Here is an 18274-nt window from a genome sequence, read left to right on the forward strand (position 1 = left end):
ACAATTGTAATGATGGTCTTACCCATATAGTTTGTCATTCCGAAGGAATCCAGCCACTTTTATCCACAAAAAACGCCACCTGATACCATCAGATGACGTGAAAGAATTTATTTAAAAATTCTGATAAAACTATCTTTTTCCAGGCTTTCCAGAGAAAAATCAAAGTCAGCTTCTGCTTTTTCTGTTGTAATCTCTGCTCCCAGTTCTTTAATAAGATCATTGAAAGACATCGCTTCAAACCATTGCTGGTATAATGCACTTGTTGCCATAGTGGAAACTTCACTATTTCCTGAAACATGAGAATGTCCGGCTCCGAAATTCAATAGCACGAAACATTGCTTTTCGTTTTTTGTGACCAGCATTCCCAGAATCATTTGCTTCTGAACCGAGTTACATCTGGCTTCAGCAAAAAGATGGTTAGGGTTCATCATATAGTCGTAGGAAATATCATCTCCCTTTCCGATCACGATTTTATATCCACAATTTGACTCTCCGCTGAAAACGTTATTCATAACAAGTGTTGGTGCACAGTGTCCTTTATTGGCGTAAAGATATTCAACGGCACCATTGGGAGCAGAAGTCATATCTCCTGAATACATCAATTGTCCGTCACCATGATTATAAGCAGCGTTCCAACCTATTTTTCCTGCGATATTCAATCCCGAAAGGTCAAGATCACTGGCTCCCCACTGATCTTCCCAATAAATACCTACTGCCAGTCTTTCACTATAAAAACGGGTTCCGGTAGGAATATTTCCAACAAACATTTTTTCAGAAGTTGGTAATGCAAATTCTACATTCTCAGGAAAATAGAATTTCTTTCCGGAAATATTTTCATACTTCAGTTTCAGGAAATCTAAAATAAATTCATAGTTGAATTGATTCACGTAAGTTTCCTTACCTTTTTTCACCCATGATTTTCCGTTTCTGACTCTGTAGACAAAAGTATCCTGACCATACATTCTTGAGTAACACGCTGACAGTGCTTTAAATAATGCAAATGGTGTCGCATTTTCAAGCCAATGCCAATCACTGTTTTCCAGTAATGTATTGGTAGCATCATTCAACGGGTTTGAGACCAATGGCTTATGATTTACTTTAGAGAGCTTTGAAATTTTATTAATGGCTTTGGGAGCTCTGTTTTTATAAGAAAGGAATAAAGGCTTAAATCTGTTGAAAATTTCTGCCAGTTTTTCCTGCCCAAAACTTTCAAACAGATAGGTTGGATTAAAATTACTTTGCTTAATTAAAGTAATCAATTCATCGTTTTTGATTAAAAGCGTTGTATTCGTCGTTTTATAAATGACATAACGGAAAAACTCAACAGGATTTTCAGGATAAATATCGTACAGATCAGCTATTTTTATAATGGCTTCTTTATTTCTGATATTTTCTTTTCCTGTGAAATCATATTCCAGTTCCGTATGCAGCATATACAGCAAATCATCAATGGTTTCTTCTTTCAAAGCGATTCCGGACTTTAGGAGAGAAAGGCATTTTTCCTGCATTTCTTCTACTGTATAAGCCTTGATTACTTTAAAAATCAACTTTGCATCAGGAACATTCAATAGTTCTTCAGGAATATAAATTTCACTCTGAAAATTACTTCCATAGGTTGAAATATAATGTCTGATTTGTTCAAAAAACAATTCTATTCTGGAAGTATTTTTTATTTTCTCCCAGGATTTATGAAATGTTTTATTCAAATCATTCCCATTCAGTTTTTCCTTGGCATAATAAGAGATGATTTCATTCTTTGCCCAAACTGCATTTGGTTCAATAATAAAACCGTCATTAGAAATAAATGGCTCTGCATTTGATTCTCTGGCCAATACCGCATTGAATAATTGTAGTGTTTTCATTGTTTTAAGTTAAAAAAATAAGTGAGGAGTATATTCATTAAAAGTGAAGGGTATAGGAACTCCTTTTACCTATAGTTTATAAAAAGCGGGGAGTAATTTATCCAAAAAATATAGGAACTCCCTTTGCCTTATAATGTGTAAAAAAGCGGAAAGTAAATCTGGAAATATAGGAACTTTCTTTGCCTTTAATTTTTTTAACATATGAAAATGACTGATAAGTGAATATAAGCATTTTCATTGTTTTGAGGAGCAGACAGGACTCGAACCTGTGACCCACAATCTTGGCGATTTATAGGAACTTTAGTTGCCTGCAGCGAAAAGTAATTTTTGTTGCTCTAACCATCTGAGCTACTGCCCCTGCCGTTATGAAAAAAGTTTTCATTAACCTTACAGGCTTTTATACCTGTAAGGTTGGTCATTAGTTTTTTTCAACCTTTATGGTTTGTATTTAAATTAAGAATTATGCTTTTCTATATTTCTTCTTTCTCTTCCATGGTGCATTCTTCTCAACATCTCCGGCCATAATACACCCGTAAGGCATTACTTCATCCAAAACTTCGCAAAGTCCGTATTCTTCAATCTGTGCTCTTACGTTCTTAGCACTTTTATAAGCGCTCGGAAGCTCAGAAATATCAACTTCATTGGAATAGAAACGGATATCTAATCCTTCTGTTTCCTCATTGAAAATTTCTTCAGTTGTTTTATGAGCCAAAGATCTTTTATGCTGGCTTCTGCTGAAATTTCTTCCGGCTCCATGCGGTGCAAAACCTAAGTTTCTTTCATTTGTTTTTCCCTGAACAATCAGTACCGGTTCTGCCATATTCAACGGAATCAGTCTTGGTCCCGTGATATCAGGCATGAATTTATCATCCAGTGGAGTTGCCCCTTTTGCATGATAGAACAGATCTCCATCTTTGAAAACGAAGTTATGCTCATTCCAATATCTGTTTTCCTTCTCCATTTCCAGCTTATTCAAAACTGCATCATGAAGGGAAGTATGGTTTTCTTTTGTCCATTGTCTGATCAGCTGAAGGGCTTCCCAATAGGATTTACCTTCTTCAGTATCATAAGGAATCCAGGCGTTTTCTCTCAATGTTTCAGGAGAAAGTTCCTGTCTGAAACGGTTGGCTGTCTTCATTCCTTTATCATATAAAGCCGCTCCCGGTGCTCTTGAACCGTGATGAGTTACCATCATAGTATTTCCGGTATTTTTAGAAATTCCTACAAAAAGGAAGTGGTTTCCGTCTCCCTGAGTCCCCATATGAGAACGGGCAATGCTGATCAGTTTTTCATCATTTAAGAATTTATTTTCTCTGAAAGCATCCATCAGTTCCTGAGACATCGGCATCTGCTCACCTCTTGGTCTTCCTCCATATCCGAAGTGTGTTACAGAATGTGCAGCATCCAGTACCTCTTTAGGATTTATTTTTCCAAAATCCGTCAGCATCACTGAACAACAGATATCAGCGCTATGGAATCCCGGATGAATCGCATTCTTGGCAATTACCACACCTCCTACCGGAATCTGACCTTCAGGACCTGTAGGACAGGCATCAGGCATGATAGCTCCACCAATTAGTGTGGGCGTTTTCATCAGAACTTTCATCGTTCTGATTACTTTTTCCACATTATCGTTTTCACTTTCGTCTTCAGCTCGTATGTTGATCATAAAATCTTTAGCTGTTTCGTGAAGCGGAATAATATCCGGCTGTTTGAACTGTACCAGATACTCTGTGATCTGATGTTCATCCAGATTATTCTCGTTGATATAGCTAATGGCATCTTTAAACCATTTTGCTGGTCTGTATCCTAATTCGATTAAATGATTTCCATTAAATTCCATGTTGTTTCATTTTGATGATGCAAAGTAATATCATTATTGCGCAATAGTTTTGCGTAGATAAAGAAATTTTAATTATTTTTACAAAAAGTTATAAAAAAGGCCAGAAAGCTGATCCGTGAATTGGTACATAAGCCTGAAATAATATAAAACAAAATTAAAATCTGCAGTTATGGTACTATTAGAACAATTAAAACATTTTCCGGAAACGATTCAGTTTGGTGATGTTATCGCTTACATTGATGAAAATTATGAGTTTACTCCTACAGCTTTTCAAAACGGAGATACAACAAATCAGGCAGGACAGAACAATGGTTCGTGTAAGCTTTTCAGCTTTGCAAGCATTCAGGATCTGACCAAAGAAGAGACACTTTGGCTTTTTGGTGAATTCTACAGGGAAGATGTATTGAAAAATCCTGAGGGAAGTGATCATCAGAATATCCGGAACTTTATGAAGTTTGGCTGGGAAGGGGTTACTTTTGACGAAAATGCCTTAAAGGAAAAATAACTTTTAGAAAAGAGCAAAAACGAATAAGCGAATAGCTTATTTAAAAACACCAATCATTAAACACTAAGGTATGTCATCCAATAAAAACGCTCTGATCCGATATAAAACATTAGATAAATGTCTTAAAAACAAATACAGGAAATATACGCTGGAAGATCTCATTGACGAATGTTCAGAAGCATTATTTGAATTTGAAGGAAAAGAATCTTATGTTAGTAAACGGACGGTTCAGCTCGATCTTCAGAATATGCGGAGTGAGAAATTCGGGTATGAAGCTCCTATTGAAGTCTACGAAAGAAAATACTACCGCTACAGTGATCCGGAATATAGTATTCATAATATCTCTGTGAATGAAAGTGATCTGAAGGCCATGAACAATGCAGTTCAGATTTTAAAACAGTTCAAGGACTTTTCCATGTTCAAAGAGATGAATGGGGTAATTCAGAAACTGGAAGACTCAATTCATGCCACCAATCAGAAATCAATTATTCACCTGGATAAAAATGAGCAGCTGAAAGGACTGGAACATATTGATATCCTATATGAAAGTATTGCCAATAAAAAAGTACTGAAGATTCTTTACAAAAGCTTTACGGCAAGAGAATCCAATGTATTTACCGTACACCCGCAGCTGTTGAAGGAATTCAACAACCGCTGGTTTCTGATCTGTCTTTATAAGCAGAAAATGTACAATCTGGCTCTGGACAGGATGGAAAGTATTGAAACAGATGAAAGTCTTCCCTATATTGATAAAGATCTGGATGGCGATGAATACTTCAAAGATATTGTAGGAGTTACCGTTTCAGAGTCAATGGATCCGAGAAATGTGATTTTCTGGGTAGATGCAGGAAATGCTCCCTATGTGAAGACTAAACCGCTACATAAAAGCCAGGAGATTATTAGAGAAGATAATGAAGGAACACTCTTTAAAATTTGTGTTCAGATCAATTTTGAATTAGAAAGATTGCTGCTTGGGTTTGGGGACAGTTTGATTGTTCATAAACCCCGAAAATTAAGAGTGAAAATGGAAGAAAAGTTCAATGCTGGTCGTAAAAACTATCAAAGTCTGATTGTTCCTGATGAAAACTAAATTTTTTGTCCATTTTATCTTGGCTTGGAAATTGTATTAATAACTTAACAATACCATATTATATTATGAAATCAAGAATATTTAAAGCATTAATTGCGATCCTGGCACCCATAGCGATAGAATATATTGTTAAAAAAATATCTGAGAAACTTGATAAAAAGGAAGATCAGAAAGAAAAAGAACCAAAGCAGATTACGGCTTAAACGTACAAGTAGTTAAAATTTAAAATTATTGAAAAGAGACTGTCAGAGTTATGTACAGTCTCTTTTTTTGTTGTAATGGATATTTTTGGTGAATGCTGAGAACCACCCCGTCAAAAATTCTTTGAATTTTCGACACCCTTCCGAAGGAGGGAAATTCCTAAGTCTTCAACTCAAATATTTCTTATGGAATAGCTTTCTCCAATGCTGTTTTCTGACAGATAACATCGGCTGGATTCTTACGGAATGACAAACTGTACGGATAAACTATCATTACAATTGTGTCATTCCGTAGGAATTTCGGTTTTTCTACACAAAATCATAAATCCCATCCTTCCATCCCAATACTTTAGAAGAATCTGCTTTAAGCCAGTTTTTCAGGATGGTAGCATATACTTTTCTGAAATCTTCTTTGTAGATTAGGTCGCCGTCATTCAGATTCTGTAAATCGGGAAGAGCATTCAGAATGCCTTTCTTTTTAAGGTTTCCGCTGATAAAAAACATTTGATTAGCTGTCCCGTGGTCTGTTCCGTTGCTGGCATTCTGAGCCACACGGCGCCCAAATTCTGAGAATGTCATCAGCAGGATATTATTGAAAAGTCCGTTACTTTTCATATCGGCAACAAATGATTTTACAGCTTCATTGATATCATTGAATAACTTTTTCTGTCGGTCATTCTGATTGACATGGGTATCAAAACTTCCGATCGAAAGATAATAAACCTGTGTATTGATATCAGATTTTATTAAAGAAGCAACGGTCTTAAAGTCTTTTCCCAACTGGGAATTTGGATAAACCTGTTCTGTTTTTTTTGTTTTACTTTTTTCAAAGATATAATCGGCATTATTGATGGTTGAGCCTAGAGTCTGATAAAGATAAGACACAGTTTCATCATCGTGATGATGGTCGTAGAGAGATTTAAAATACTTTTCCTGACTGGTTTGGTAGAGTCTTTTAGGATCTTTAAAGGCAAAAGCCTTATTATTTTCTCCTTTTAAGGCAAGACTCAACATATCATCTACTTCCAGTGCCTGGGTAGGGTGGTCGCATCGGTAGCATTCTTCGTCAAGAAAACGTCCCAGCCAGCCTGTTTCCAGAAACTGATCACTTCTGCTTGCTGACTGCCAGATATCCATACTTCGGAAATGGGATTTGTCAGGGTTGGGATACCCTACATTATTCATTACAGAAAGTTCTCCATTGTCAAAGAGTTCTTTAAAATAGGATAGTGACGGATTGATTCCTGCTTCATCAGTCAGCGGTATTGAATCCTGAATAGCCAGTGTTTTTCTTTCTCTGAAATAAATATCATTTTTAGCTGGAATAATCGTATTCAGGCCGTCATTTCCTCCTGTAAACTGAAGAACTACCAGAATGTTCTGATTGGGATTCAGAGCCTCATCCAGCGTCATGGCTTTTAAGAAATTAGGCATTAGCATAGAAGCGGTAGCCAGTGAACTTATTTTGAGGAATTCTCTTCTTTTGATTAACATAATTTTGTTTTTAGGGTAAAGGAGATAATAGGTAGCAGATGACAGGTGGCAGTTTTTAGGTTGGAGGACTGTGCTATATTTTTACTACTATTTGTTTTTATAAAACTTTTATGAAAAATTATATAGTAAATAAAAGGTTCTAAAGTCAAACGACAGTTCACTATTACCTGCTGCCTGGAACCTAAAACCTGCAACCTACATTAACTGGTATTCCGGGGTAGACATCAGGTTGATGACATTCATTTTTATACTCTTGTCAGAAAAATTCTTTACAGAGTTCATATCGAGACTTTGAGTATTCTGCAGAAGATAATCTTCACAGTTTTTATTGGCGAAGAGCTTTTCAATACGCTCCCAGTCTATGGTGATATTTGGATTTTTAAAGCTTTTGTTTAAAGCTGTTTCCCGGGATTTCATTCCCATATCGATATCATCATCCTGTCGCGGACTGTATTCCAATGGGCGAAGCCCTGACCATATCTGTGGAATCTGAAGTCTTACCATCAGGGTAGAACTGTCTATCCATGCTTTTCCGTTCGGCCATCCTGCTACATTAGGCGGATAGAGCAGCATCTGTCCCAATAATTTCTGGTACACGATGAGGTTTTCAGGATTCTGAATATGCATAGGAAGTATTCTCATCATACCGGCCATCAGTTCTATGGGTGATTTTATACGGTTGCCGATATTCTTTTGCTCATAAAACCAGGTGCTTGAAAATATTTCAGTCATCAGCTTTTTGATGTCATATCCTGAATTATAGAAATTTGTACTCAGTTTGTTGACAATATCCTGATCGGGTTTTTCATTAACGAAGAATTTATAGATTTTCGTTGTTATAAACTGTGCTGTTGCCTTCTGTTCCAAAATAATATTGAGCACATCGCTTCCATCAAAGTTGCCCGTTTTACCTAAAAAAGTCTTTGCGCCTTCATCATGGAGGTTTTTCCTTTCTCTGAAATTTCCTTCCTTATCATAACTCCATCCCGTAAAAGCTCTGGCACCTTCTCTTACGTCTTTTTCAGTATAATTGCCCCTTCCCATAGTAAACAGTTCCATCACCTCACGGGCGAAATTCTCATTAGGATGATCCTTTTTATTCTGTTGATTATTAAGAAAATTAAGCATGGCTGTCGACTGGCTTACTTCAAAAAGCAGATCTTTAAAATTTCCCAATGCATTCTTTCGGAGAGTATTTAAAAGTTGTTTGTTGAACCTTGGGTTGACCACTCTTGAAGCAAAATGCCCATGCCAGAAGAACGCCATCTTTTCCCTCATCTGTTCTCTGCTGTTTACAATTGTATTCAGAAAATTGAGATTCAGTTCATTGTTTTGCTCCCTGTTGAGTCGCTGCATTTCTTTTTTCTTTTCTGCGGGAGCTGTACTGTTCATGTAATCCACTGCCGAATCCGGATCAGGAGTGTCATAGGTGATCTCACTGAAACTGTCCTCTTTCAATAATTCAGCCACTAAGGTTTTAATGCTTTTGTTTTTCAAATCATCAATTTGATGAATGCCTACACCAAAACCTGCCCGCCAAAGAAGATGCTTGTTTTTTAATAATGAATCAGCTGTCATGAGGAATTTATTTTTTTGATACGCTTTGAAGAAAAAGGTTAAAATAATAACGGGTTAAGGATTGTTAATATTGTTGTTAGAGCTGGAAGCTAGAAGATGGAGGCTGGAAGTAATATGCTGCTATATAATAGCTCCCGACCTTTTTTCTTTAATTCACTTTTTAAGAGTACTTTTTTGATAATTTTTGTTAAACAAATATTTAAATTTTGTTAAAAATAAGATATTGATATTCATTATTTTATGATTTTCAATGGTGTTAAAACAAGAAAAAAAACCTTGCTTGGCATGATTTTTACATCCTATTGTTTAGTAAAATTTAAAAAATAGAGTTATGAAAATGTTTAAACAAGCAATAGTACTGGCTGGTGTTTTAACAGCAGGTATAGCAAGCGCCCAAAGTTCACAGATGAATAATATGATCAAAGTAGGTGCAAATGTTGGTTTAGCAGTTCCCGCTGATAATCTTTCCGCTGCAGTAGGAGTGGATGTAGCTTACCAGAACCTTATTACACCAGGATTTGGATTAGGTATTGCATCAGGATATACTCACTACTTTGGAAAAGAGAACAACGGATATAAAAATAATGATGTAGGAGTAGTTCCTGTAGCCGCTTTAATCAGAATTTATCCAAAACAAACAGGTTTCTATTTCGGAACAGATTTAGGATATGGTTTCCTGGTAGGAGATAAAACAGTGGCATCCAACACCAATGTTGAAAGAGCAAGCGGAGGTTTCTACCTTAAACCGGAGATCGGTTACCACAACAGAGACTGGAATTTCTTCGTACAATACCAAAAGGTTTTTGTAGGAACAAAAGGAGATTTGCCAGGTCAGGACTATAATGTGGGGAATATCGGTGTAGGATTCGGTTACAATATTCCATTAGGAAAGTAGTTAGATTTAATATATAAACAATTATTAACCAAAACCTTTTCACGAAAGTGGAAAGGTTTTTTTGTTCTGTGCAGGATTTACAAAAACAATTATTATATTTGGTAAAATTTGAGGTTATGATTCTGAATCCAAAATTTCCACTTTATTTACCAGGAGTAGAGAACAGTAATAATGATAATGTTTCTATCATTGGGGCAAGTCTCCGTGAAGATATAACGATCTTAGGCTATTTTGTTTCCGGGAACGGAGGTCTTGAGATAAAAGTACAAAATAAATATGCAACCAAAGAATACACTTCTTTTTCAGATATTTTAAAGAAGTTTATTCAGGATAACCAGTTGCAAAATGTAAAACGTCTGGGAATGGCAGTGCCAGGTCCTGTACTTGACGGAAAAAGCAGTCCTGCAAGATTGGGCTGGAATTTAGATGTTGAAGAATATGCCCGTGATTTCGGGTTCGAAAAAGTAGACATGCTGAATGACCTTGAGGCTTCTGCCTACGGAATGGCTCTTCTTGAAGATAACGACCTTGAAGCTATTTATACAAGCGGACATCTTGAAAAAGGAAATGTAGCGGTTCTTGCTCCCGGAAACGGATTGGGTGAAGCCGGATATTTCTTTGACGGAAAATACCTGAGACCTTTCGCTACAGAAGGAGGACATTCAGAATTTTCACCAAGAACCAATGTAGAGGTTGAATTTTACCAGTTCCTAAACAATATCTATGGTATTGTAAGCTGGGAAAATGTACTTTCAAAGTCAGGGTTATTCAATATCTATAGATTTTTAAGGGATGTAAAAAGGCATCCTGAACCGGAATGGTTGGGAGAGCGCCTTGCACAAGGGAATTTTGTGGAAGAACTTTATAAAGCGGCAATCGAGGAGAATGTATTGATCTGCAAAATAGCTTTAGACACTTTCCTTGAGTTTCTGGCAAGAGAAGCAAATAACCTGACATTAAAAGTAAAAGCTACCGGAGGATTACTGATTTCGGGAGATATTCCTCAGATGGTCAGAGAATATATAGATAAGGCAAAATTCTATGAAAAATTCAAGATCAGTGATAAAATGGAAGGAATGCTTAAAAATATTCCGATCTATTTGGTCAAGCAAAATCATACAGCATTAAATGGTATAGCACTTTATACAGCTTACTATCAGGTATAAAACAGAGCTCCGAAGAAATTCGGAGTTTTTTTATGAGATGATATTATTCATGAAAATAATAATTTTTATTGATGTACATCAATGAAATCTATTGAATAAGATACCTACCTTTGTGTTATTAAATAAGTAAATAACTCTATTCAATGAAAAAAATATTTTTATTAGCAGTTTTAGCTGGTGGTTTAGCTTTCGGACAGTCAAAAAAAGTAGTAGCGTCTGATGTACACTGGTGGGGATATAAAGTAGCAAAATCTGAAGCAAGTTCTCACGACGGTACAGTGAAAGTAAAGTCTGGAGATATGATCATGAAAGGAAACCAATTGGTAGGTGGAAGCTTCGTATTGGATATGACTTCTATCAGCTCAACTGACCTTACAGGAGAATATCAGCAAAAATTAAACGGACACCTTAAGAATGGTGATTTCTTTGAAGTTGAAAAATTCCCTACTGCAAGCTTTAAAATCACTGGAATCAAGAAAAACAGCGATAAAATCTACAGTTCTCTTGTAACAGGAAACCTTACTGTAAAAGGAAAAACAAACCCAATTACTTTCCCTGCTAAGATTTCTTACAGCAAAGGAGTAGTAAGCCTGGTTTCAAATAAATTCGCTTTCGACAGACAAAAATTTGATGTAGCTTATAAGTCTACAATGCAGGATGTTTTTGTGAAAGATGATATTGAAATGCTTGTAAAAGTAACTGCTCAATAAATTAATCAAAAAAAGATTATTAAAAGTGTAGAAGTTCTACACTTTTTTTTATTTTTGTTGAATTGTAAATAAAAAAGAATGAAAAGATTACTATTGTTTGCTATGGTGTGCGCAAGTATATCATTTGTTTCTGCCCAAAAGAAATTTGATAAGGTTGCAAAAGTGACTTCATCAGAGATCAGATGGTGGGGGTATAAAGTGGTGAAAACCGAAGCATCTTCCCACTCAGGAACAGTAAAGCTAAAGAGCGGAAAATTCAACTTTGACCACACGGTTCTGGTAGATGGAGAATTTGTAATAGATATGAGAAGTATGATGGCGGGAGATGTTTCTGATGAAGATCAAATCAAACTTACTAATGATCTGAAAAGCACAAATTTCTTTGAAGTAAAAAAATTCCCTATTGCAAAATTCCATTTGACTAAAATTATTCCTTTAGCAAACAGTGAATACAATTCTACAGTATACGGAGACCTTACCCTTAAAGGAGTAAGAAAAACAATTTCTTTCCCTGCGAATGTATATGTTACTCAGTTTACAACCTCTATTGAATCTGCGAAGTTCTCTCTGAACAGAAGAGACTTTAAAGTATTCTATCAGTCTTCACTGAAAGATTATTTCATTAAGAACGAAATGGATATCCAATTCAAAGTTACTACAGAAATGCTGGATAACGAGAATAGAGCTCCGAAAAAGAAAAAATAAGATTAATATACAATCAATATAAAAATGAGCAGTTCATCAGAGCTGCTCATTTTTTATGCCCTTGTTGCATCAAAGATTGACTTAATCATTCACTGTTCCCTGTATTTTTTATAAATTCGTAGTATGAAAATTTATATCGTCAGTGGTCTGGGAGCAGACTTTAAAGTCCTTGAGAGAATAGAGTTTCCCAAACACTATGAATTGATTTTTATAGATTGGCTTATCCCTGAAAAAAATGAACCTTTTGATGCCTATGTTAAGAGAATGGCAGATAAAGTAGATGATTCTGAGCCGTTCTGCCTGTTGGGATATTCTTTTGGAGGAATTATTGTGCAGGAGATTAACCAATTGAAACCTGCGGAGAAAGTTGTGATCCTAGGAAGCATAAAATCTGATAAAGAAAAATCAAAATTCATCAGGACAGGTGAGATGACCAAAATCCCCAGGATATTACCGGTAGGTTTGTTCAACGATAAAGCTGCCAATGTATATGCTGTTATCCGAAAGCTTTTTGATCCTAAAAACCCTAAACTTCTGCAATATTTTAAAGTAAGAGATCCTTATTATCTGAAATGGTCTGTAGAAAAAGTTTCCGAGTGGAAGTTTAAAGAAAATCCAAATGTGATTCAGATCTTAGGGGATAAAGACATTGTTTTCCCAATCCGTTATTCCAATCCGGATTATATAATAAAAGGAGGGACCCATCTTTTTCCTGCTACGAAATCCAAGGAAGTTTCAAAAATATTGAATGAAGTATTTTGTGAAAAATAGAAATATTATTGCTTGAATATTTTTTTAAGGGGTGTTTGTTTTAAAAATGTATTTTTTATAGAATTTATATTTAAATTTGATAGGGTTAAATATAAATTTTATGAAAATAGGATTAAAATGGATCGTTTCATTCTCAGTGATTACACTTGTTGCCATTGGTGGTTTATTCTGGAGTCCGGATACCGATATTCCTGATACCGGAGAATTTTTAAGTGAAGATAAAATTGTAGGCGCGGATGTTGCCTGGATTCTGGCTGCCGCTGGGCTTGTTCTGTTGATGACACCCGGACTGTCTTTCTTTTACGGAGGAATGGTTGGCAGAAAAAACGTGATTTCTACCATGCTACAGAGTTTTATTGCCTTAGGAGTTATCTCTATGGTCTGGGTAGTAGTAGGTTTTTCTTTGTCTTTCGGTGAATCTTTGGGGATTACCATTGCCGGAAAACATTACGGAATCATTGGAAATCCGCTCAGTTATCCATTTTTTAGCGGAGTTGGAAATCTTCCTCATAAAATGATGGCTCCTACGATACCTTTTATTCTTTTTGCTTTATTTCAAATGAAATTTGCAGTTATTACCCCTGCAATTATTACCGGATCATTTGCCGAAAGGGTTCGTTTTATTTCTTATTTATTATTCATTGTCCTTTTCAGTATTTTTATTTATACACCACTTTGTCATATGGTATGGCATCCTGACGGTCTTTTAAACAAATATTTTGGAGTGAAAGACTTTGCAGGCGGAACCGTTGTACACATGAGTGCCGGTTTTGCAGCACTTGCCGGAGCTTTGGTAGTAGGAAACAGAAAAAATCCCCATCATGAGCCTTCCAATATTCCCTATGTACTTCTAGGGACAGGAATGTTGTGGTTTGGATGGTTCGGATTTAATGCAGGATCTGCGTTGAGTGCTTCTGCTTCTGCAGCTACTGCTTTTGGAACAACTACAATAGCCTCCGCTTCCGCGATGATGACCTGGATCTTTTTCGATAGAATCAATGGCAGAAGTGTTTCCGCTTTGGGAGCCTGTATCGGCGCTGTAGTAGGGCTGGTGGCCATTACTCCCGGATGTGGTTTTGTGAGTATTCAGGAAAGTCTTTTTATAGGATTTATTACAGCTATAGTTTCAAATATAATGGTCAACTGGAAAGGGTTAAAGAAAATAGATGATACTTTGGATGTTTTTGCCTGCCATGGAGTAGGAGGAATTATGGGAATGATCCTTACTGCTGTCTTTGCTCATGGTGAAAAAGCGAGCCTGCTTCATGGAGGAATTGATGTTTTTCTTCATCATATGGCTGCTTTGGTTCTGGTTTCTGTTTTTACATTTTTGGGTTCATTCATTTTATATAAACTTACAGATTCAATGATCACCTTAAGAGTTTCCGAAGAGTCTGAAAACAAAGGGCTTGATCTGTCTCAGCATGAGGAAAGTTTCAGTTGATAAAAAACAGGGCATATTGATAACCTAATGCCCTGAAAACCTGTAAAAGTTTAAAGATCTTTCATCATCTTAATGAATAGAATGAATAGTTTCGAAGATTTTATTTTTAGAATTTTCAAAGACTTCACCTCCAAATTCCTCATTATCTAAGGAATGAATGGTGACATCGTTTACACCCATGATTCCGAAAATATGTTTAAGATAAGTCGTTTGAAAATTAACGTGTCCGTTCTTTTCATTTTCTCCATATCCGGTATCACCGCGGGTTGATAGAATAAAGAGCTTTTTGTTTTCAAGAAGCCCCGCATAATCTCCGTCCGGAACTCCGGATCTGAATTTCCAGGTTTCATTGATTCTCATTACCTGGTCAATATAAGCTTTTAAACCGCTTGGAATAGACCAGTTATACATAGGAGTTCCAATGACATAGATATCATGTTCTTTGAGTTCTTTGACCAATTCATCACTGAGCTGCAAAGGTTTTTGATTTTCTTCAGTTTTGTCTGCCGGTTTTTTGAATGCCCCTGCAATCCAGGATTCATTAATGTTGGGAATAGTGTCAATTCCGGCTTCCCGCCAGGTAAATGTATCCTGAGGGTATTTGGTCTTCCAGTTTTCAACGAAGAGTTTGGTTAGTTTTCTGCTGTAAGATCTTTCGTTTCTTACACTTGCATTGATAATCAGTATTTTCATTTGTTATAATTTATAACAGCAAAATTCCTGATTATTTATGCCAAAGAAATTGATCTAGTTCAAGAGGATTTATTTTTTTTCCGAATTCTGCTTATAAATTCAGCAGATACTCCCAGGTAAGAAGCAATGAGATATTGAGGAACTCTGGATGCAATACTGGGATAAGTTTCCAGAAAATCATAATACTTTTGTTCAGCTTTGTGCATATGATTAAATACCACTCTTTTTTCGAGTGTTCCAAGATAACCTTCTAAAATAATCCTGAAGTATTTTTCTAAAGATGGAATTTCTTCCAGCATTTTTTGAAAAGACGGATGGCTGATCTGTAAAAGGCGGGTTTTTTCAACAGCCTGTATATTATAGATGGATGCTTTTTGTTTTGAAAAACTGGCGATATCTGTTGCCCACCAATGGTCAATTGCTAAAAAAAGAATTTCTTCATTTCCATTGTCAGCATTAATGCAGAAAGCTTTCAATACGCCCGAAACAATATAGCTGTCATGGCGGCATATTTCCCCGTTTCTTAAAAGGAATTCTCCTTTTTCCAATGTTTTTTCCGTCCAGAAACTTTTAAAAATAGAAATTTCTTCCGGGCTTAATTTGATGTGTTGTGAAATATTTTTAATTAATGTTTCCATTCAAAATGATTAAAAGACACTTAAATAATAGATTCAACAGTATAGGCTAATGTACAAAAATACTTGTCATAAATTCATTTCATGGCTTATGAAAACCGAATAAATCTGGGATTTTGCTATGCATATATTAGGATTTATCATGTATCTTTGTTTTTGAGGAAAATGACGAATCATTTATGGAATCAATATCGGTTTTTGAGATTATTAAAGTAGGAATAGGCCCGTCCAGTTCGCATACGATGGGACCTTGGAATGCAGCAGCTGCATTTATCAGGATTATTAAAAGAGAAAGATCAATCGAAGAAGTTAAAGAGGTTTTTCTTGAATTTTTTGGCTCGCTCGCAAAAACGGGGATTGGGCACGGAACTGATATTGCAGGAATGCTTGGTTTGAATGGGGAAGATTTTAAGACGATCAATACTTCAAAAATTGATGAGAAAATAGAGTACATCAAAAGTACTCAAACCATTCATCTGGGAGGGGAGAAGGTGATTCCATTTGTTTATGGACATCATTTGATTTTGAATATGAAAAAAAGCCTTGATTTTCACCCGAATGGAATGATCTTCAGAGCTGTTTTTGAAGATGGAACCGAGCTTGTACAGGATTTTTATTCTGTAGGAGGAGGTTTTATTGCCAGCCAGGAAAAAAACTCTATTCAGAAACAATGCGTACGTACATTATATCCTTGTCATAAAGCTTCTGATATTGCAAAATATTGCGAGAAACTTGGGCTTAATAAGATTTCAGATTTAATTTTCATGAATGAAGAAAGCTGGAGAACTCAGGAAGAAACGAGACAGGAGGCGCTTTACATCTGGCAGCAGATTAAAGAATGTATTTATAAAGGCGTAAATAAAGAAGGAATTCTTCCTGGCGGACTGAATGTTTCCCGAAGAGCAGCAGGAATCAACAGAAAACTGTTAGGAGACAAAATTTATAAAAATAAGGATGAATGGTTCCAGCAGGTTGTAGATGCTGAAGAAAACTTTACGAATATCAACAAATGGATCGCCTGTTTTGCACTGGCTGTGAATGAAGAGAATGCAAGTTTCGGAAGAATTATCACCGCACCTACTAATGGCGCAAGTGGAGTAATTCCGGCAGTATTGATGTATGCTCAGGCATTTACACCGTTTATCAGTGAAGATGATATTGTAAGATTCCTGCTCGTGGCAGGAGAAATAGGGACGTTATTCAAGAAAAACGCAACCATTTCTGCAGCGATGGGAGGATGTCAGGCCGAAATTGGGGTTTCTTCCGCAATGGCAGCTGCCGGGCTTACGGAGATTTTGGGTGGAAGTGTCGGACAGGTATTGATGGCAGCAGAAATTGCAATGGAACATCACCTTGGATTAACCTGTGACCCAATCAAAGGACTGGTACAGATTCCGTGTATTGAAAGAAATACAATGGGAGCGATGAAAGCGATTACAGCAGCGAATATCGCATTGGAAAGTGATCCTACCAAAGCCAAAGTAACATTGGATGAGGTGATCCAGACGATGTGGGAAACCGCTCAGTCCATGAGTGACCGTTTTAAAGAAACTTCAGAAGGTGGATTAGCCATCGCGGTAAACGTTCCGGAATGTTAATAGAAATAAAGCTGTTTTAACAATATAAAACCCTTAGACATTACTGACTAAGGGTTTCTTAATAAAATAAAAGTAAAAACCATTGGGCTTTTAGTATTGTATAAAGAGATTTTATCTTAAAATTCCTCTAATCCTGTTGGCATTGGTAATCAGTTCTTCAAGGTATTCATAGTTCTCTTTTTCAAGGGCAGATTTGAATTTTCTAAGCTGAGAGATATGTTCGTTCAGTACATCCAGCACATTTTCTTTGTTTTGTTTAAAGATGGGAACCCACATTTCAGGATGCGACTTGGCAAGACGTACCGTACTTGAGAAACCGGAACTGGCAAGCTGAAAAATAGTTTCCTCCTCACGTTCTTTTTCCAATACAGTATTGGCAAGGGCATAAGAAGTAATATGGGAAATATGAGAGATGTAAGCAGTGTGAACATCGTGATCTTTTGCATCCATGTAAATCATGTGCATATCAAGGGCATTGACCACCTTTTCAACGGTGCTCAATGCATCATCTGCCGATTCTTCTTTGTTACATATCACTCCTGCTTTTCCGGAGAAACTTTCAGCAATGGCAGATTTCGGACCATTGTTTTCTGTTCCCCACATCGGGTGGAACGCTACAAATCTTGAACGTTTCGGATGGTTTTTTACAGCATTTACTATTCCAGCTTTGGTAGAGCCTGCATCCATTACCGTCTGCTGATCAGACACAAGGTCAAGAACAGAAGGCAACAGTTTTCTGGCAGCATCTACAGGAATGGCAAGAATAATCAGATCCGAATTTTTAATCCCATGCTCCAGATCTACACCGGCATCAATTATTTTCAGATCTAATGCGTCACTGATATGCTGTGTATTGTTATCGATTCCGTAGATGAAGCTGGCCACGTTTTTCTCTCTTAATTTCAAAGCCATTGAACCTCCAATCAATCCTACTCCAATAATACTTATTTTCATCTTTTTACATTTTTTAAAATAAAAAAACCTCGTCCCTAGGACGAGGTTTTAAATTATATTCATAAGAATCCCTATCCCAGAGCTGAGGTAAAAATTCTATAATAATATGTTCCGTTGTTAAAATTCACAAG

At 36.4% G+C, this 18274-nt stretch carries 17 protein-coding genes and 1 tRNA gene; 10 read left to right on the forward strand and 8 right to left on the reverse strand.

Annotated elements, in window-relative coordinates; translation table 11 throughout:
• Nucleotides 1-107 precede the first annotated feature (107 nt).
• From KYG33_RS21105 to KYG33_RS22650, 3 genes are all read right to left on the reverse strand, one after another.
• The gene (locus KYG33_RS21105; protein WP_219072364.1) at nucleotides 108-1862 is read right to left on the reverse strand and encodes a hypothetical protein; all 1755 of its coding nucleotides are present in this window, start codon (nucleotides 1860-1862) and stop codon (nucleotides 108-110) included.
• A 245-nt stretch (nucleotides 1863-2107) separates the two neighbouring features.
• A tRNA-OTHER gene (locus KYG33_RS21110) sits at nucleotides 2108-2220 on the reverse strand.
• Between the two features lie 102 nt (nucleotides 2221-2322).
• Nucleotides 2323-3123 carry an RtcB family protein gene (locus KYG33_RS22650; RefSeq protein ID WP_411267053.1) on the reverse strand — a complete coding sequence of 267 codons (801 nt, stop codon included), beginning with the start codon at nucleotides 3121-3123 and terminating at the stop codon, nucleotides 2323-2325.
• Nucleotides 3124-3874: 751 nt separating this feature from the next.
• Between KYG33_RS22650 and KYG33_RS21120 the strand changes: the two genes are divergently transcribed.
• From KYG33_RS21120 to KYG33_RS21130, 3 genes are all read left to right on the forward strand, one after another.
• A complete protein-coding gene (locus KYG33_RS21120; protein WP_077415481.1) occupies nucleotides 3875-4210 on the forward strand; it encodes a HopJ type III effector protein in 336 nt (111 codons plus the stop codon).
• Nucleotides 4211-4280: 70 nt separating this feature from the next.
• On the forward strand, nucleotides 4281-5300 hold the full coding sequence (locus tag KYG33_RS21125) for a helix-turn-helix transcriptional regulator (RefSeq protein WP_077415479.1): 1020 nt from the start codon (nucleotides 4281-4283) through the stop codon (nucleotides 5298-5300).
• Nucleotides 5301-5365: 65 nt separating this feature from the next.
• On the forward strand, nucleotides 5366-5503 hold the full coding sequence (locus KYG33_RS21130) for a hypothetical protein (RefSeq protein ID WP_164723343.1): 138 nt from the start codon (nucleotides 5366-5368) through the stop codon (nucleotides 5501-5503).
• 306 nt (nucleotides 5504-5809) lie between these two features.
• Here KYG33_RS21130 and KYG33_RS21135 read toward each other — a convergent pair whose 3' ends face one another.
• Entirely contained in the window at nucleotides 5810-6994 is a 1185-nt protein-coding gene (locus KYG33_RS21135) for a DUF1501 domain-containing protein (RefSeq protein WP_180565426.1), read from the reverse strand.
• Nucleotides 6995-7189: 195 nt separating this feature from the next.
• On the reverse strand, nucleotides 7190-8572 hold the full coding sequence (locus KYG33_RS21140; RefSeq protein WP_219072366.1) for a DUF1800 family protein: 1383 nt from the start codon (nucleotides 8570-8572) through the stop codon (nucleotides 7190-7192).
• Between the two features lie 331 nt (nucleotides 8573-8903).
• Between KYG33_RS21140 and KYG33_RS21145 the strand changes: the two genes are divergently transcribed.
• The 6 genes from KYG33_RS21145 (at nucleotide 8904) to KYG33_RS21170 (ending at nucleotide 14263) form a co-directional block, all read left to right on the forward strand.
• A complete protein-coding gene (locus KYG33_RS21145; protein WP_077415473.1) occupies nucleotides 8904-9467 on the forward strand; it encodes a hypothetical protein in 564 nt (187 codons plus the stop codon).
• A 116-nt stretch (nucleotides 9468-9583) separates the two neighbouring features.
• Nucleotides 9584-10633: a glucokinase gene (locus KYG33_RS21150; RefSeq protein WP_077415471.1), complete on the forward strand. Its 1050-nt coding sequence runs from the start codon at nucleotides 9584-9586 to the stop codon at nucleotides 10631-10633.
• Nucleotides 10634-10776: 143 nt separating this feature from the next.
• Entirely contained in the window at nucleotides 10777-11343 is a 567-nt protein-coding gene (locus KYG33_RS21155; RefSeq protein ID WP_077415469.1) for a YceI family protein, read from the forward strand.
• Between the two features lie 78 nt (nucleotides 11344-11421).
• Complete coding sequence (locus KYG33_RS21160) at nucleotides 11422-12048, forward strand: YceI family protein (protein WP_047381173.1); 627 nt, start codon at nucleotides 11422-11424, stop codon at nucleotides 12046-12048.
• A 123-nt stretch (nucleotides 12049-12171) separates the two neighbouring features.
• Entirely contained in the window at nucleotides 12172-12819 is a 648-nt protein-coding gene (locus KYG33_RS21165) for an alpha/beta hydrolase (RefSeq protein ID WP_180565428.1), read from the forward strand.
• 100 nt (nucleotides 12820-12919) lie between these two features.
• Nucleotides 12920-14263, forward strand: a complete 1344-nt coding sequence (locus tag KYG33_RS21170; protein WP_077415466.1) for an ammonium transporter — start codon at nucleotides 12920-12922, stop codon at nucleotides 14261-14263.
• A 69-nt stretch (nucleotides 14264-14332) separates the two neighbouring features.
• On the opposite strand, the gene KYG33_RS21175 is transcribed toward KYG33_RS21170, so the two are convergent.
• Both KYG33_RS21175 and KYG33_RS21180 read right to left on the reverse strand, forming a co-directional pair.
• A complete protein-coding gene (locus KYG33_RS21175) occupies nucleotides 14333-14956 on the reverse strand; it encodes an FMN-dependent NADH-azoreductase (RefSeq protein WP_219072367.1) in 624 nt (207 codons plus the stop codon).
• 59 nt (nucleotides 14957-15015) lie between these two features.
• Nucleotides 15016-15594: a Crp/Fnr family transcriptional regulator gene (locus tag KYG33_RS21180; protein ID WP_077415462.1), complete on the reverse strand. Its 579-nt coding sequence runs from the start codon at nucleotides 15592-15594 to the stop codon at nucleotides 15016-15018.
• A gap of 176 nt (nucleotides 15595-15770) precedes the next feature.
• Between KYG33_RS21180 and KYG33_RS21185 the strand changes: the two genes are divergently transcribed.
• Nucleotides 15771-17189 (forward strand): L-serine ammonia-lyase, encoded by a 1419-nt coding sequence (locus tag KYG33_RS21185; RefSeq protein WP_077415460.1) that lies wholly within the window; start codon nucleotides 15771-15773, stop codon nucleotides 17187-17189.
• A gap of 111 nt (nucleotides 17190-17300) precedes the next feature.
• Here KYG33_RS21185 and KYG33_RS21190 read toward each other — a convergent pair whose 3' ends face one another.
• Nucleotides 17301-18143, reverse strand: a complete 843-nt coding sequence (locus KYG33_RS21190; protein ID WP_219072368.1) for a prephenate dehydrogenase — start codon at nucleotides 18141-18143, stop codon at nucleotides 17301-17303.
• Between the last annotated feature and the right edge of the window lie 131 nt (nucleotides 18144-18274).

The sequence above is a fragment of the Chryseobacterium sp. D764 genome, from assembly GCF_019317325.1.
In the GTDB taxonomy this organism is placed as follows: Bacteria; Bacteroidota; Bacteroidia; order Flavobacteriales; family Weeksellaceae; genus Chryseobacterium.

Excerpts from the sequence above, each read along its gene's own strand:
- KYG33_RS21105 (WP_219072364.1), bottom strand. The coding sequence starts at position 1,862 with ATGAAAACACTACAATTATTCAATGCGGTATTGGCCAGAGAATCAAAT.
- KYG33_RS22650 (WP_411267053.1), bottom strand. The coding sequence starts at position 3,123 with ATGGGGACTCAGGGAGACGGAAACCACTTCCTTTTTGTAGGAATTTCT.
- KYG33_RS21120 (WP_077415481.1), top strand. The coding sequence starts at position 3,875 with ATGGTACTATTAGAACAATTAAAACATTTTCCGGAAACGATTCAGTTT.
- KYG33_RS21125 (WP_077415479.1), top strand. The coding sequence starts at position 4,281 with ATGTCATCCAATAAAAACGCTCTGATCCGATATAAAACATTAGATAAA.
- KYG33_RS21130 (WP_164723343.1), top strand. The coding sequence starts at position 5,366 with ATGAAATCAAGAATATTTAAAGCATTAATTGCGATCCTGGCACCCATA.
- KYG33_RS21135 (WP_180565426.1), bottom strand. The coding sequence starts at position 6,994 with ATGTTAATCAAAAGAAGAGAATTCCTCAAAATAAGTTCACTGGCTACC.
- KYG33_RS21140 (WP_219072366.1), bottom strand. The coding sequence starts at position 8,572 with ATGACAGCTGATTCATTATTAAAAAACAAGCATCTTCTTTGGCGGGCA.
- KYG33_RS21145 (WP_077415473.1), top strand. The coding sequence starts at position 8,904 with ATGAAAATGTTTAAACAAGCAATAGTACTGGCTGGTGTTTTAACAGCA.
- KYG33_RS21150 (WP_077415471.1), top strand. The coding sequence starts at position 9,584 with ATGATTCTGAATCCAAAATTTCCACTTTATTTACCAGGAGTAGAGAAC.
- KYG33_RS21155 (WP_077415469.1), top strand. The coding sequence starts at position 10,777 with ATGAAAAAAATATTTTTATTAGCAGTTTTAGCTGGTGGTTTAGCTTTC.
- KYG33_RS21160 (WP_047381173.1), top strand. The coding sequence starts at position 11,422 with ATGAAAAGATTACTATTGTTTGCTATGGTGTGCGCAAGTATATCATTT.
- KYG33_RS21165 (WP_180565428.1), top strand. The coding sequence starts at position 12,172 with ATGAAAATTTATATCGTCAGTGGTCTGGGAGCAGACTTTAAAGTCCTT.
- KYG33_RS21170 (WP_077415466.1), top strand. The coding sequence starts at position 12,920 with ATGAAAATAGGATTAAAATGGATCGTTTCATTCTCAGTGATTACACTT.
- KYG33_RS21175 (WP_219072367.1), bottom strand. The coding sequence starts at position 14,956 with ATGAAAATACTGATTATCAATGCAAGTGTAAGAAACGAAAGATCTTAC.
- KYG33_RS21180 (WP_077415462.1), bottom strand. The coding sequence starts at position 15,594 with ATGGAAACATTAATTAAAAATATTTCACAACACATCAAATTAAGCCCG.
- KYG33_RS21185 (WP_077415460.1), top strand. The coding sequence starts at position 15,771 with ATGGAATCAATATCGGTTTTTGAGATTATTAAAGTAGGAATAGGCCCG.
- KYG33_RS21190 (WP_219072368.1), bottom strand. The coding sequence starts at position 18,143 with ATGAAAATAAGTATTATTGGAGTAGGATTGATTGGAGGTTCAATGGCT.